This is a genomic window from Pseudomonas sp. Leaf48, from assembly GCF_001421885.1.
In the GTDB taxonomy this organism is placed as follows: domain Bacteria; phylum Pseudomonadota; class Gammaproteobacteria; order Pseudomonadales; family Pseudomonadaceae; genus Aquipseudomonas.
Window position 1 is genome coordinate 279,130 of the sequence record NZ_LMLH01000023.1, and the last position, 13,810, is coordinate 292,939.

The 13,810-nt window shown below is 59.7% G+C and carries 11 protein-coding genes and 1 pseudogene; 8 read left to right on the plus strand and 4 right to left on the minus strand.

Annotation, left to right across the window (positions count from 1 at the left end; genetic code table 11):
- Positions 1-17 precede the first annotated feature (17 nt).
- The 3 genes from ASE98_RS15415 to ASE98_RS15425 are packed head-to-tail and all read right to left on the minus strand — an operon-like array spanning position 18 to position 5,218.
- A complete protein-coding gene (locus ASE98_RS15415) occupies positions 18-1,364 on the minus strand; it encodes an HlyD family type I secretion periplasmic adaptor subunit (RefSeq protein WP_060542197.1) in 1,347 nt (448 codons plus the stop codon).
- A complete protein-coding gene (locus ASE98_RS15420; RefSeq protein WP_060542198.1) occupies positions 1,357-3,579 on the minus strand; it encodes an ATP-binding cassette domain-containing protein in 2,223 nt (740 codons plus the stop codon). The genes ASE98_RS15415 and ASE98_RS15420 overlap by 8 nt, the downstream gene beginning before the upstream one ends.
- Entirely contained in the window at positions 3,569-5,218 is a 1,650-nt protein-coding gene (locus ASE98_RS15425; protein ID WP_082457557.1) for an ABC transporter transmembrane domain-containing protein, read from the minus strand. Before ASE98_RS15425 ends, ASE98_RS15420 begins: the two co-directional genes overlap by 11 nt.
- A 440-nt stretch (positions 5,219-5,658) precedes the next feature.
- Here ASE98_RS15425 and ASE98_RS15430 point away from each other — a divergent pair, with 440 nt between their 5' ends.
- The 3 genes and pseudogenes from ASE98_RS15430 to ASE98_RS26005 all read left to right on the plus strand — a co-directional run bounded on the left by ASE98_RS15430 (position 5,659) and on the right by ASE98_RS26005 (position 6,681).
- The gene (locus ASE98_RS15430) at positions 5,659-5,841 is read left to right on the plus strand and encodes a hypothetical protein (protein WP_060542200.1); all 183 of its coding nucleotides are present in this window, start codon (positions 5,659-5,661) and stop codon (positions 5,839-5,841) included.
- Between the two features lie 414 nt (positions 5,842-6,255).
- Positions 6,256-6,462 (plus strand): annotated as a pseudogene (locus tag ASE98_RS26000) (polyamine ABC transporter substrate-binding protein); the annotation flags it as partial.
- A gap of 57 nt (positions 6,463-6,519) precedes the next feature.
- Positions 6,520-6,681, plus strand: a complete 162-nt coding sequence (locus ASE98_RS26005; RefSeq protein ID WP_082457558.1) for a DUF2986 domain-containing protein — start codon at positions 6,520-6,522, stop codon at positions 6,679-6,681.
- Positions 6,682-6,687: 6 nt separating this feature from the next.
- On the opposite strand, the gene ASE98_RS15435 is transcribed toward ASE98_RS26005, so the two are convergent.
- A complete protein-coding gene (locus ASE98_RS15435) occupies positions 6,688-7,644 on the minus strand; it encodes a threonine dehydratase (protein ID WP_060542201.1) in 957 nt (318 codons plus the stop codon).
- Positions 7,645-7,740: 96 nt separating this feature from the next.
- Here ASE98_RS15435 and ASE98_RS15440 point away from each other — a divergent pair, with 96 nt between their 5' ends.
- The 5 genes from ASE98_RS15440 (at position 7,741) to ASE98_RS15460 (ending at position 13,780) form a co-directional block, all read left to right on the plus strand.
- Complete coding sequence (locus tag ASE98_RS15440; protein WP_060542202.1) at positions 7,741-8,556, plus strand: helix-turn-helix transcriptional regulator; 816 nt, start codon at positions 7,741-7,743, stop codon at positions 8,554-8,556.
- Between the two features lie 118 nt (positions 8,557-8,674).
- Positions 8,675-9,973: a sialidase family protein gene (locus ASE98_RS15445; protein WP_060542203.1), complete on the plus strand. Its 1,299-nt coding sequence runs from the start codon at positions 8,675-8,677 to the stop codon at positions 9,971-9,973.
- Complete coding sequence (locus ASE98_RS15450) at positions 9,970-10,581, plus strand: hypothetical protein (protein ID WP_060542204.1); 612 nt, start codon at positions 9,970-9,972, stop codon at positions 10,579-10,581. The genes ASE98_RS15445 and ASE98_RS15450 overlap by 4 nt, the downstream gene beginning before the upstream one ends.
- Positions 10,582-10,613: 32 nt before the next feature.
- Entirely contained in the window at positions 10,614-12,647 is a 2,034-nt protein-coding gene (locus ASE98_RS15455; RefSeq protein ID WP_060542205.1) for an LTA synthase family protein, read from the plus strand.
- Between the two features lie 98 nt (positions 12,648-12,745).
- The gene (locus ASE98_RS15460) at positions 12,746-13,780 is read left to right on the plus strand and encodes a sensor domain-containing diguanylate cyclase (protein WP_060542206.1); all 1,035 of its coding nucleotides are present in this window, start codon (positions 12,746-12,748) and stop codon (positions 13,778-13,780) included.
- Positions 13,781-13,810: the final 30 nt, after the last annotated feature.

Below are 13,810 nucleotides of genomic sequence, written 5' to 3' on the forward strand. Positions count from 1 at the left end.
TACCTGTGCACCTGGGCCTAGCGTTCGTGGAATGCCATGTCGGCACCGATGAATACGGGCTTGGCAAGGTACTGGAACACCGACTTTCGCCCCGTGACGATATCCGCCTCGCCCGTCATACCGGGGATCAGTCGCCGGTCTGTGTCTTTGCCGACATGGTCCTGATCGAGCTGGATATCCACCTTGTAGTAAGTCGCGCCGTTCTGCTCCTGGCGAAAAGCCGACGGGGAGATGCGTTTGACCTCGCCCGTCACTGAGCCGAACCGGCTGAAATCGAAAGCATCGACCTTTACCAGTGTGGTTTGCCCAATACGCACGAACCCGATATCGCGCGGTGAGACCAGGACTTCCATCACCACACCCCCTTCGCTTGGCACCAGCTCCGCCACCGTACCGCCGGGTGCAATCACAGCGCCGGCGCGGGTATCGGGCAGTTGCTTGATGAACCCGGCCACCGGCGCCACCACTTCGGTACGCCCTTGGCGGTCTTCCAGCGCAACCAACTCGGCATCGAGTTCATGAATCTTCTCGATCATTTCGCTGCGCTTGGCCCCAGCCTTCTGTTTGATCTCGTCCAGCACCTGCTGGTGTTCCGCCTGGGCAACAGCGATGGTCTTGTTCAGCTCGGAGATACGCGATCGCAATTGCGCCAGATTGCGCTCGAGCTCCGCCGCATGCCCCTGCGCCTCGGCCATGCGCACAGCAGAAATAGCCCCCCTGGCGTAGCCATCCTCGTAGCGGGCCTGGACGTTTAGAGCCAGGTCCAATTGATTGCGCATCGCAGGCAACTCGCTCTGTGCGCCAAGCAGTGCCGCCTTCTGCTGTTCGAAGACTGTTCGTTTGGCATCGGCGAGCGAGGTGTTGAGTGCCAGTTCGTTGGCGTAACGCTTGATCGCCTCATCCACCAGACCCTGCTGATCGGCGAAACCTGAAAATTTCGGCTGACGTGCCTCAATGACAGCCCCCCACAGTTCAAGATCGATCTGCAAGGCGGCGCGACGCACACTGGCCTGGGCGCGATCCTTCTGCACATCGGTGGTGGCAAACCGGGCGATGACCTGCCCGGCCTTGACCTGCTCGCCCGACTCGACCAGCAACTCGGTAAGAATGCCGCCTTCCTTCGATTGCAGCAGTTGAATGCGCGACACCGGTTGAACCTCCCCGCGCGCCTTGGCCAGCTCATCCACCTGTGCGACCAGCGTCCAGAGCAGGAACAGCAACACAAGGGCAACAATGGCCAGCAGCATGCGCCGCAAATGCCGGGAACTGCGGCCATCGTTGAGCAGGTTGGCTATGTTGGCACCGGCACGGTCGTCGGCCCCGGTGATGGCAATGATCTTGGGCAGTGAATCGATCTTAAACATGAACCGGTCCTTTTAAGCTGTCTTGCGCCACACCTTTGGGGTTCTGAAGGGCGACTGGTCCGACATGAATCAATTTGCCCTGTTCGAGAATCACGATCAGGTCCGCGGTTTCGATCAGGTCCGCACGGTGGGTAGCGATTACCACGGTGCTGGTGCCGCGCAAGTCGTCGAGCAGACGCTTGAACATGTCATCGAGCACGGGATCGCCGTCACGCAGCGGGTCATCCAGCAACAGCAGGGGCGGATCGCCCAGCACGGCTTCGACCATGCCCACCACGTGGCGTATACGCAGGGCATCGGGGTCTTCGCGCCAGGGATCAAGCTGCATGTTCAGTGCCTCTTGCTCGCCGGTGCAGCCGAGCAAACGCCACCAGGTTTCGCCCGCTACCCGGGCAAAGCAGGCCACGATCCGTGCATCACAGGTAGCTGGATGAGACAACTGGAGGAAGTCACGCACTGACAACGGCAGGTTCTGCAGGGTCTGTGCATGAAAGCCGACCCAGACACGGTAATCCGCCGGGTCGAACTGGCGGATATCACGTCCGTCGAGCACCACGCGGCCACTTTGAGGCATGCGCACCCCGGACAGACACTGCAATAAAGTGCTCTTGCCAGCGCCGTTGGGCCCGACCACCACCACACGCTGGCCCGGCTGCAACTCGAAGCTGACGCCGTTAAGCGCAGGCTCCTGCTCCACGCTATAGCGATAAAACAAATGGTCCACGGCGATGCGAGGCGCCAGCGGCTCGATCGGCGAATACATCTGCGGGTGCTGCGCCTCGCCAGCGGACTGCATGAGCCGGTCCAGCTGCAAGCGCGATTCCTTGATCTGACTCATGCGCAGACTCAGCGAAAAGAATTGCTGGGCCGGGGTGGTGACGTGCCAGACCAGCATCATCGTGGCGATCAACCCGCCAGCCGTCATGCCCTGGGCCAGGACCAGAGCGATGCCGGCGGCCATGGTGCCCAGCACAATGAACATGCTCAGCGCCTGACCAATGCTTTGCATCAACGCCTGGGCCAGGGCCAGATCACGATTGGCTTGCGCTGCCTGGCTGGACATGTCGCGCATGCGTCGCAGCCAGTGGTGGTTGCCACTGATGCCCTGAAGGGAGCGAAGCCGCTGGATGCCGCTGGCATACTCCTCCAGCAGCCGGTTACCGACGCGCCCGGCGTGCACCGCTTTGCGCTGCAAATAAGGCTGTACTAGCCACGCAGCGAGCAAGAACAGCAGCAGTCCGATGATCGGCACACACACGATCCAACCGCCCAACAGGGCAATCACCACGATGAACACCAACACGAATGGATAGTCGACCAGCGCCACACCGCCAGCGCCGCTCAGGTACTGGCGCACGCCTTCGAGCGAACGCATGCGGGCGAGGTTGTTGTTCAGGCCCAGTCGCGACGAATACTCCAATGGCAAACCGAGGGTCTTGCGAAACGCCGCGGTGCCAATGCTGGCACCGGCCCATGCACCCATGCGTGCGAGCAGTGTCGCGCGTCCCAGGCGCAGCCCCCAACCACAGATTACGGCAATGATCGCCCCCAACCCCAGTGTGGTCAGGGTGCCGGTGGCGCCACTGGGAATTACGGAGTTGTAGACGGTCATGGTGAACAAGGACACCGACAATGCCAGGACGTTAGTGACCAGACTGATCAGCCCGATACCAAACAGTTCGCCCTGAGCCTTGGCCATCAGTCCCGCAAACCAGTCGGGCTGCGGTGCATCGATGGGTATGAACCCCGCTTTGCGCTGGATCAGCAAAAATTCGCTGTCGCTCGACGGCTGCCAATCATGGACCGGGCTTTCCCCGTCATGCCACCAGTCCTGGTTATCCAGACGGCCAAGATAGAGCATGCAACGCTCATCGGTAATTGCCAGAGTGCCTGTTGGAAGGCTTTCCATCAGGTTGTCGCGCTTGCCATGGGGCAGGTAATCGGAACGGAAACCGATGTCCACCAACAGCGTGCGCAGGTCTTCAACGGTAAACCCGGCACCTTGGGCTGGGAGGCTGGGCACCAGATTGCGCGGCGCACCAAACCAGTCCAGCGTCACCAGCAGTGCGGGCAGGCAGCGAGCGATCGCCGAGGCACCCAGTCGTGCCTCGCCCAGCAGCGTGGCGATGCGTTGCATGCGCGCACGCTCACTCCAGAACATATCGAGTCTGTCGGCGGTATCCGTCGGGTCACAAGCGAAGTTTTCAGTTTGCATGCGGGTCGCTCCTGCCTATGCGGATGCTGCGATCGCAGGCACCAATCATGATCGGCTTGTTGCTGGCCACAAGAACCGTGGGGCGTGCGGCCATGTTTTGCAGCAGCATGGCCAGGCGTTTTTGTCCGTCCAGATCAAGACCGCTGCCTGCGTGATCGAGCAGCAAAATCCTGGGCTGGCGCACAAGCGCCCGGATCAGCGCAATGCGCTGGTAGAAACCTTCATCGAACTGTTCGGCGCCCAAGGTACCTATTTCCGTCAACGCGCCACTGCGCAGACGGCCGAGAAATGGCAACAGGCCCAACGCTTCGGCATATTCACGGGCCAGTTCGTTGTAGCGCGGGTCGAACAGGGTCAGATTGTTGAGTATCGATCCCGCCACCAAAGCAGGATGACGCGGTACCAGGCTGACACTCTGGCGCAGGTTGGCGGCCGAATACTCACGCACCGAATGACCGTCCAGACGCACTTCCAACCCCTGTTGCAACCCTGTGCCAGCCACCATCGCCAGCAATTTTGACGCCAGCGCCGCATCGGCAGCATCCAGATGAACCAGCTCGCCCGAGGCAATGTTGATGGTCAAATCGGGATTGCTATCCCTGAGCAGTTCAATGCAGCCCTGGGTCACGATGAGCGATGCCGTGGGCTGGTCGGGTGCCTGCCGATAACGCGCTGCATCGCCGACCGGCAGTTCCAGCAAGCGATGGACTTTGGCCTGCGCTTCCCGTGCTTGCGCCTGGCGCGCGAAGTAGCCTAAGCCGAGCATCGCCGGCCCGATGGAGCGACCGGCGAGCAATGTACAGGCAGTCAGTGCGCCGGTGCTCAGTTCGCCATTCATCACGTCGATCGAGCCAAAGATCACGATGAGTACGGTAGACAGCTGGCCCAACAGCGCAGCGTTCTCGCGGACCCAGGCGATGAGCATTTCCAGGCGTGCCGATGCGGCCATGTACCGTGCATTGATCCCTGTGTAGTTGCGACTCAGCCCGGGCTCGGCGCCGCGCGACTTGACCTCGGGCAGCCCGGCGAAGGACGCCCACAACAGGTTGCGGCGACGGATGTCGGCCGCCTCGGCGCGGCTCAGGGTGCGTTCGGTGGCAGTCTTGACCAGCAGGGTCATGCCCACGGCGACCCCGAACAACCCCAGCGGAATTAAGGCCAGCCAGCCACCGATGTACGCCACCAGGCCTATATAAATAGCGATGAACGGCACTTCGTACAGCGCCACCGCGGCATTGCCGGAAGACAAATCGCGCACCTGCGCGACCGAACGTATGCCATCAATCACGCTGGCGGTGCCCATGCCCTCAACGACGTTGATATCCGCCTTGAGCAGTCTGTCAAAAATGCGCGTGGTCGTTTCGCTCTCGTATTGCGCGGCGATGTGCGCAAACAGCGCCGTGCGGCCGTAACGCAAGATAGCTTCGAGGATGATGGCGATACCGACACCAACCACCAGGAACACCGCCGTGCCGTAGGACTGGCTTGGCAGAATGCGGTCGTAGATCTGCAGCAATGCCAGGGGCAAGGCCAGGGCAAGCAGATGGATAACCAGTGAGACTGCCGCTGCATCCAGTCGATGAACGCGAGGGCGATCGTCGGCCACCGGCACGGTTGGACCTGGGGTTGAACAGTTCAACTGGACATCCTCGTGACGGAGTCAAAGAAGGGGCGGTAGGCAGCCGGAGGGGCAAAGGTTGTGCCGCGCGAGCACGACGGGGGGAGGACATAATCGTCGCTTTTGCCGAGTGACAGCAGTAACGCATGCCAATTACATGGGTGTTCTGAAATGCTTTGTGCTGTTCTGTCGGGCGCTGAAAATCTTTGAAAACTTCTGACAAACCCGCTGTAAGCGGCATGCAGTGCGTGCTGACTGATGTTTCTACCCGCTCATTGAGTCGGTTGGGCACCTTGAGGAGCGCGACTGTCTGCTGCTGTGGGTTCTCGAGTTCCTTGATCAGGCGCAATGACCGCTGCCGATCATGATGGTAAAAGCATCAGCTGGAGAGTCATGAACACTGCCCACACTGGAAATCAATCCGGGCTAGACTCATTACCACCAGCCGCGTCGGAGACATCATGAACTTCATTCTCTGGGTCATTCTCGCTACAAACGGCGCACAGCCGGCCCCGGCAATCGACCATGCCGAGTACACGAATCTGGAGGCCTGTCAGCATGCGGCCGATCAGATCAGGGAGTCACTGGCCGGGGTTCAGTTCCAGGTTCACACCATCTGCACCACCTCGGAAAAGACAAAATAAGGTGCGCAGGAACCTTGTCATTTTTGCGACACGGTAAATGCCTGCCCCGGTGCTGCGGTCAAACTTTCCCGAACCACTGGTCTACGCTTGCCGGAACATTCCCGGGCAGGAAGAAGCATGAGCAACTTCCCCATTGTTGCCACCGTCCTCTCGATGATTCTCGGACTTTCCGTCATTCGCCTTCTTCTTGGGATGCTGACTGTTTTCGCCCCTCTGTGGGAGTGGGCTTGCTCGCGAATGCGGTGTGCCATTCAAAACAGATGGTGACTGACCCGGCCCCTTCGCGAGCAAGCCCGCTCCCACATTTGGAATGCATTTCCCTGTGGGAGCGGGCTTGCTCGCGAAGGTGGCTCCCCCAACGCCGAAAAATGCCCTGAAAAAGCCACTAACTCCACGAGGTTTCGATAGGCATGGATTGAAATCCATTTCCCGATCGCGCTGGCCGCGCCCTTCAGCGCCGGTGCCCAGGCTCAGCCACAGCTCAGCGTCTACAACTGGACCGACTACATTGGCGAAACCACACTCGCCGACTTCCAGGCCACGATCGGGATCAAGGTGATCGACGACGTCTTCGACTCCATCGAAACCCTTGAAGGCAAACTACTCGCCGGTCGCAGCGGGTCTGGGCCATTGCCTAAGCTGATATGATTGACGAATAAACAGCCTGGGTAGAAAGACATGAACCGTCGTAAAAAAATCAAACAGCTATTGAAGGCTCACGCCAAAAAGGCCAGCGCCAAACTGGCACCGCAAAGCAAGACCAGGTACATCAGTAAAGCTGACCGCTTGAAGCTCGCTGCCGAGTCCAGCCCTGACTCGACCGGTTCCCCGCAAAGCTGATCCACTTCACTCAATCACTCCTGCATACACCGATCGATCAACATTGCCACCCGACAGAATCACCCCGACCCTTTTCCCCGCCATTGCTTCACGCTCCTGGATAAGCGCCGCAAGAGCCGCCGCACCCGCCCCTTCAGCCAGGTTGTGGGTGTCGGTGTAATACACACGCATGGCCTGGGCGATCTCTGCTTCGCTGACAGAAACGATGCGTGCCGCAGCCGCACCGTAGATGGCAAAGGCCTCGGGAATCGGTCTACGCACTGCAAGGCCGTCGGCGAAGGTGTTTGCCGTCGCGGTTTCGAGGATTTCGCCCGCTTCAAACGACAACCTGGCCGCTGCGGCCTCTGTGGAAACCACGCCCACCACCCGGGTTGTCAGGCCCAACGCGTCGCGCGCGGCGATCACCGCACAAATGCCCGAGCCACAACCGATCGGCACGTAGACGGTGTCCAGATCCGGCGCGGCCTGGAACAGTTCCAGCGCATAGGTCGCCACACCTTTGACCAATTCGACATGGAACGGCGGCACCAGGTACAGGCCATGTACTTGCGCCAGGCGCGCGGCCTCTTCCCGGGCCTCGTCAAAATCGCGGCCATACTCGACCACTTCGCCGCCAAAACCGCGCATGGCGTTGTTCTTTTCCGGCGAATTGCCCTGGGGCACCACGATCAACGCCCTCAAACCAAGCTTGCCGGCCGCCAGCGCCAGGCTCTGGCCATGGTTGCCGCGGGTAGCGGTGACAATGCCCTTGACGCCCGGGTGCTCGCGTTTGAGCCAGTGCATGAAGGTAATGCCACCGCGTACCTTGAAGGCCCCGGTAGGGGTATGGTTTTCGTGCTTGACCCATACGGTGCAGCCTAATCGCTCGGCCAGCAGTGGCCAGGCGTACTGGGCAGTAGCGGGCATGACCTGGTAGACATGGCGGGCCGCTTGTTCGATTTCGTCGCGAGTCAGTGTCTGCATCAGTGGACTTCCCAATGTTTTGCCCAGTCTAGACACAGGCACAGCACATCGGCTTTCAGAAAACTGACCTGACTTTTAGGCTCGCTCTTCATTACTATGCTGTTCATGATCCGTCAAAATCGCCCCCTGCTCCCGCTCCCCGCCGAACCGGTCCGTCGTATCGAGGCAGGGCCATGGGCCATCGAGTTGCTGCCCGGCGCCGCCTACGCAACCCGATATGTCGCGGCGCAATCGGCGATTGGCTTTGCCTTCGACAGCCAGCGCGGTGTGCACGCCATTGGCAGCGACCGGGTGCAGCCGTTTGACGCCTTGCCCAATGGCCTGGCATTCGTTCCCGCAGGTTGTGACGTGTTGTCCGAGTCCGCCAGGGGCGGTGAGTACCTGCGGGTCTTGCGCACTGATGGCAGCGCTTTGCCTGGGGACCGTGCCTTCAACAATCGCATTGACCCGCATGCAATCGCCCTCGCGCTGCGAATGCGCAGCGCGCTGCTAAGAGCCTCGGTGACGGACGATTGGGAGGCTTGGGCGCTGGCCCTGGCTGAACGGGTAACGAGTCACCAAGCGTTGTCCGCACCGCCCCAAGACGCCATGACCGCTGGCCGTATGCGTATGCTCGATGAGTTCATTGACGCGGGCCTGGACGGGCCCCTGGGAATTCAGGCAATGGCCGGGCTGCTTGGACTGTCCGAAGGCTATTTCATACGCGCATTCAAGCACGCAACGGGTAAAAGCCCACACAGCTACCTGATCGATCGTCGCCTGGCCAAGGCCCGTGCACTGATGTGCGATTCGACAATGCCCTTGGTGGCGATCGCCAACGCCTGCGGTTTCAATTCCCAGGCGCACATGTCGACCACTTTCAGGCAACGCCTTGGCCTGAGCCCTGCTCAGCTGCGCGGGCTCATCTCATAACGCGGCGCCGCACACTAGAAGTAACTGCCTGGATAATTGAGATCAATTGAGTCGCAATCTTGTACTAGAGTGTTACCGTGGGCGCTTTATTGGGCTAGGAGATGCTAAAGGCTTAATTATGCGCATAAAATTCCCCGGCATTGCTGCCCTTGGCGTTTACCTTGCCTTGGCTTGCCTCTTTGTGGGCGCATGGATCACCCACCCTGCACCCATGCATTCTTCCTTTGCCCGGATCACTCCGGTAAAGACACTGGCAGAAACCGATGCAAAGCCCATTTATACCAGCCGGTTCGCCTCCTCCGGGCTGGTGGACTTCGTCCATTCCTCGTCGGTAACGGCCATGCCGGACGGTAGCCTGATGGCGGTCTGGTTCGCCGGCAGTCGCGAAGGCGCAGCCGATGTACAGGTGCGCTCCGCCCGCTTCAACGTCAGCACCGACGAGTGGGGGGAGGAACAGGTCATGGCGACCCGGGACTCGACCCAGCAAAGCACTCGTAGATACATTCGAAAACTTGGCAACCCGGTCGTCGCATTGGCGCCGGACAATCGCCTGTGGCTGTTCTTCGTCTCGGTATCCATGGGCGGCTGGGCGGGTAGCGCGGTCAATGTGATGGTTTCAGACGACTTTGGTGTGCATTGGTCAGCGCCGCGTCAATTGATCACCTCACCCTTTTTGAACATCAGCACCCTGGTGCGTTCGGCACCGGTGTTTCATGTCGACGGCTCCATCGGCTTACCGGTCTATCACGAATTTCTGGGCAAATTTGCCGAGTACCTGTATTTGAGCCCGGACGGTGAAGTAATCGATAAATACCGCATCAGCCACGGCAAAAACTCATTGCAACCGGCGATCGTTCCGCTGGATGGCCAGCGCGGTATCGCCTTGTTGCGCTATGCGGGCGACATCCACCATAGAGTCCTGGCGAGCCGCACCGAGGATGCCGGACAAAACTGGAGCGAACCTTATCCGGTCGTGCCCTCGAACCCCAATTCCTCGTTGGCGGCCGTGGCAACGCCCGGTCACGGCTTGCTGGTAGCGCTCAATGACCTGCAGGAGGGCCGCTTCAAGCTGAGCCTGTATCTCACCGATGCAAAAATGATCGATTGGCGCCTCTTGCACGATCTGGACAAATCACCGGATCCGGAGGGCGATCCGTTTTCACCCCTCGCCTACAAGGAAATCATCGGGATTGAGTTCCGCGGTTCCAGCGGCAAGCTGCGCCAACCCCTGGAGGCGCAATTCCTCGCCAACCTCGATAACCGTGTCTGTAAAAACGACGAATGCGAGTTCGAATATGAATACCCGTACTTCATCCGCAGTCCCGACGGGATGTATCACATGGTTTATTCCTGGAACAACACCTTCATCAAGCACGTAACCTTTAACGATGCCTGGCTGTCCGAGCGTCTCAAATGATCAACCTATGGCAAGCCCACGTCACTTTCGCGATGATCATCTTCCTGCTATTGCCCTCGTTCGGGCTGAACAGGGGCTGGCGCATCACGCTGCTGCTTGCGTTGCTGGCGGCCAGCTTCATACCGCTGGGCGGGTTGTCGCTGGCCGCTTACCTGCGCAGCCACATTGATGACCTTGCGATCACCTCAATGGTGTTCATGGGATGGGGGTGTTTGCGCCGTCTGGGGATGCTGCCCCCGGCGCTGCGTGATCGAACAGGCGTATTGATCCTCTTTGCGGTGATGGCCCTGGTGCTCTACCCCGCTACCCTGGGCTTGAGTGAGCTGGACCCTTACCGGCGTGGTTACAGCCCGCGCCCGCTGTTGTTTATCGTCGCACTGCTCACATTTGTCCTGTTTTACCTGCGCAACTACCTGGCCGTTGTGATGTTGACCTGTGCGACCCTGGCCTTCATCGTCGGGATCAAACCTTCCCAAAACTATTGGGATTACCTGGTTGACCCGTTGCTGGGCCTGTATTGCTGCCTGGCACTGCTGATGCTGGCCGCGCGCCGGGCGTATAAAAGGTTGATCACGCGGCGCGAGCCGATGATGACCAAATCCGTTTGAAACTCACCGAAACTGTTTAATAAGGAAAGATGATGGGTTGGCTGAAATCGAGACGTCTGCATTACTGGCTGGGTGCAACAGCGATCGTGTTTGTTCTGTTTGCACTGCTGCGAGTGGTGTTCTTTTTCGGCTTTTCCGGTTTCGACGCCAAAGCCCTGGGCGACGAAAACGTCCTGCAAACCCTGGGCATCGGTTTTCGTTTCGACTTGCGCCTGGCCATTCTGGTCATGCTGCCAGTGGCGTTGCTGGCCTGGATCCCCCGCTGGAACCTGATTGGCAGCCGCCTCCTTCGCGGCGTCGCCCGCCTGTATCTGGTCGCCATCCTCAGCGCCGTGCTGCTTGTCTACATCATCGACTTTGGCCATTACGCCTACCTCGGCGTGAGGATCAACGCCACGGTGTTGCGCTTTATCGAGGATGCGCAAATATCCCGTGACATGGTCTGGCAAACCTACCCGGTCATCTGGATTTCCCTGGGCTGGCTGGCAACTGTCGCGATCGTGACACTGGCCTTGGTGCGTCTGGAGCGCATCACCCTGGATCGCCCCCGCCAAGCCATTCACCCCCTCTCCGCGACCTGGGGTGGTGCGTTGATGGTCGTGCTGGTGCTGCTGGGTATTCTGGGTCGAGTCGAACACTTGAACTTTGAAAACCCGGTACCGCTGCGCTGGAGCGATGCCTTTTTCTCGGGCAATAACCAGATCGCGGCACTGGGCCTGAACCCGGTGATATTCCTCTACGACACCGTCAAGGTCGGCCAGTCGCGCTATGACGAAGCACTGGTACGCGAACATTACGCGGTCATGGCCAACTATCTGGGTGTCGACCAGCCTGATCCGCAAACCCTCAACTTTGTCCGCCACCAGGGGCCGCAACCCTACAAAATTTCCGCATCGCGGCCACCCAACGTGATGTTCATCATGCTCGAGTCGCTGGGCACCAGCGCCGTCGGCGCCTATGGCAACCCGATCAACCCAACGCCCAATATCGATCGCCTGGCCACCCAAAGCTGGTTCTTCAAGCACTTCTACGTACCGGTGACGGGGACCGCAAAAACCGTCTGGGCCAGCATTAGCGGAGTGCCTGACGTTACCCGACAGGAAACCGCGACGCGTAATCCGCTGATCACCCGGCAAAACACGCTGGTCAATGCCTTCACCGGCTACGAGAAGATCTACACCATTGGCGGCAACTCCGGTTGGGCCAACATGAATGCCCTGATCCGGCAAAGCATCGACGGCGTTCGCCTGTTCGACGAGCGGGACTGGAAATCCCCGGTAGTGGACGTCTGGGGGATCTCGGATCTGGACCTGTTCAAGGAAACCGACCAGATCCTGCAAGCGCTGCCCAAGGACAAACCGTTTTTCGCCTATGTACAAACGGCCGGCAACCATCGCCCCTTCACAATTCCAGCGACCAATGACGGATTCGAGGTCAAGCACCCTACCCTGGAGCAAGTCCAGGCGGCAGGCTCGCGCAGTGTCGAGCAATACAATGCCGTGCGTCTGCTGGACTTCAACATCGGACGCCTGATGGAAATCGCCAAGGCCGGCGGCTGGTACGACAACACCATTTTCGTGATGTTTGGCGACCACAACACCCGTATCGCCCAAATCCCTTTCCTGCCGCCGGCCTATGAGTTATTGGGACTGGAAAGCAACGCGGTGCCAATGATCATCCACGCACCCGGCCTGATCGGGACGCGCAAGGTCGAGCAAGCCGTTGGCCTGGTGGATTTGCTGCCGACCGTGGCAGGCATGGCCGGCCTTGAGTTTCGCAACAGCGGCATGGGCCGTGATATCCAGCAGCCCGCGCCCGAAGGCGAACGCGTGGTGCCATTGGTGTTACGTGAAGGCACGTTCCCGCTGATTGCCGGCGTGACGCAACACTACATGGTGCAGATGGAGCACGACGGCAGTGCGCCAAGTCTCCATGACCTGGCCTCCCAGACGCCACTGGACAACGTCGCCGAGCAACACCCCGAGGAGTTCAAGCGCCTGTCACAACTGACCCGCGCCATGCATGAAACCTCTCGATTGATGCTGTACCAGAATGTGCGCAAGTAATGGCTTTGCCGCGCCTCGGCTTGGAGAAGCCTCGCCCTGTTCAGTATTCGAACGATTAAACGATAATCAAAAAACCGCTTAGCCATGGGGACGCCAAAATGGATCAGATTCTTTCTCTTCTCTCCGATACCATTCCCAAAGCCCAGACCCTGGAGCAACTTACGCGTCCCCTGCTGACCCTGCTCAGTCAGGTCACCGGCATGGAGTCGACCTACCTGACGACCATTGATACCGACGAGGGTGTGCAGCGTATCGAGTTCGCACGCAACGTCGGTGACATGGTGATCCCGGAAGGGTTGGTCGTGCCCTGGACAGATACGCTGTGCAAGCGGGCGCTGGAAGAGAATCGCATGTATTCGGATAACGTTGCCGAATGTTGGGGCGACTCGGAAGCTGCCGCGGCCTTGGGCATCAGAACTTACGTGAGCGCGCCCATCAGGTCCCAGGATGGACAAGTGCTGGGGACGGTATGTGCCGCCAGCTCAAATCAGGTGGCCCGCTCTGCTGAAGTGGAACCCTTGCTGATGCTGCTGTCCGGGTTGCTGGGATATTCCCTTGAACGTGGGCTGCTTGTAGAGCGGCTTCAGGCGGCCAACGCCGAGTTGACCAAGCTGGCCCTGACAGATCCACTCACCGGCCTGTCCAACCGCCGTGCCATTCTGAACGATGCCGAGCGCATGTTCGCCCTCGCCCAGCGGGAGAACAAGTACATCCTGATGGGGGTCATCGATCTGGATGGGTTCAAGATAATCAACGACACCCGCGGCCACTTGGCAGGAGACGAGCTACTACGCGGTGTGGCCGCCCAACTGCAGCATGGCCTTAGAACCAGCGACGTCATCGGACGCACTGGCGGTGATGAATTCATCGTGATCGCCCTGGGCACACCCGCTGACCACTCGGAACTGGAAAGTGACCGGCGACACGCCGCCGAACTGCTACAGGAGCGCCTGTCCAAAGCGACGATAGGGCGATATGAGCTGGGCCATGGTCTTGGTGATATTGAATATACCGGCGCGAGTGTCGGGGTCGTGGCAGTGATACCGGGCAACATGACGGTGGACGAGGCCACAAAGCTGGCAGACCGCGAGATGTATAACGTCAAACAGCAGCGAAACCGTCAACGGAAGTAGCAAAGCCGAAGGTCATTTGTCATCAGTAAA

Coding starts and splice junctions, on each gene's coding strand:
- ASE98_RS15415 (WP_060542197.1), bottom strand. CDS start 1,364: ATGTTTAAGATCGATTCACTGCCCAAGATCATTGCCATCACCGGGGCC.
- ASE98_RS15455 (WP_060542205.1), top strand. CDS start 10,614: ATGGGTTGGCTGAAATCGAGACGTCTGCATTACTGGCTGGGTGCAACA.
- ASE98_RS15430 (WP_060542200.1), top strand. CDS start 5,659: ATGAACTTCATTCTCTGGGTCATTCTCGCTACAAACGGCGCACAGCCG.
- ASE98_RS15440 (WP_060542202.1), top strand. CDS start 7,741: ATGCTGTTCATGATCCGTCAAAATCGCCCCCTGCTCCCGCTCCCCGCC.
- ASE98_RS26005 (WP_082457558.1), top strand. CDS start 6,520: ATGAACCGTCGTAAAAAAATCAAACAGCTATTGAAGGCTCACGCCAAA.
- ASE98_RS15460 (WP_060542206.1), top strand. CDS start 12,746: ATGGATCAGATTCTTTCTCTTCTCTCCGATACCATTCCCAAAGCCCAG.
- ASE98_RS15445 (WP_060542203.1), top strand. CDS start 8,675: ATGCGCATAAAATTCCCCGGCATTGCTGCCCTTGGCGTTTACCTTGCC.
- ASE98_RS15420 (WP_060542198.1), bottom strand. CDS start 3,579: ATGCAAACTGAAAACTTCGCTTGTGACCCGACGGATACCGCCGACAGA.
- ASE98_RS15435 (WP_060542201.1), bottom strand. CDS start 7,644: ATGCAGACACTGACTCGCGACGAAATCGAACAAGCGGCCCGCCATGTC.
- ASE98_RS15450 (WP_060542204.1), top strand. CDS start 9,970: ATGATCAACCTATGGCAAGCCCACGTCACTTTCGCGATGATCATCTTC.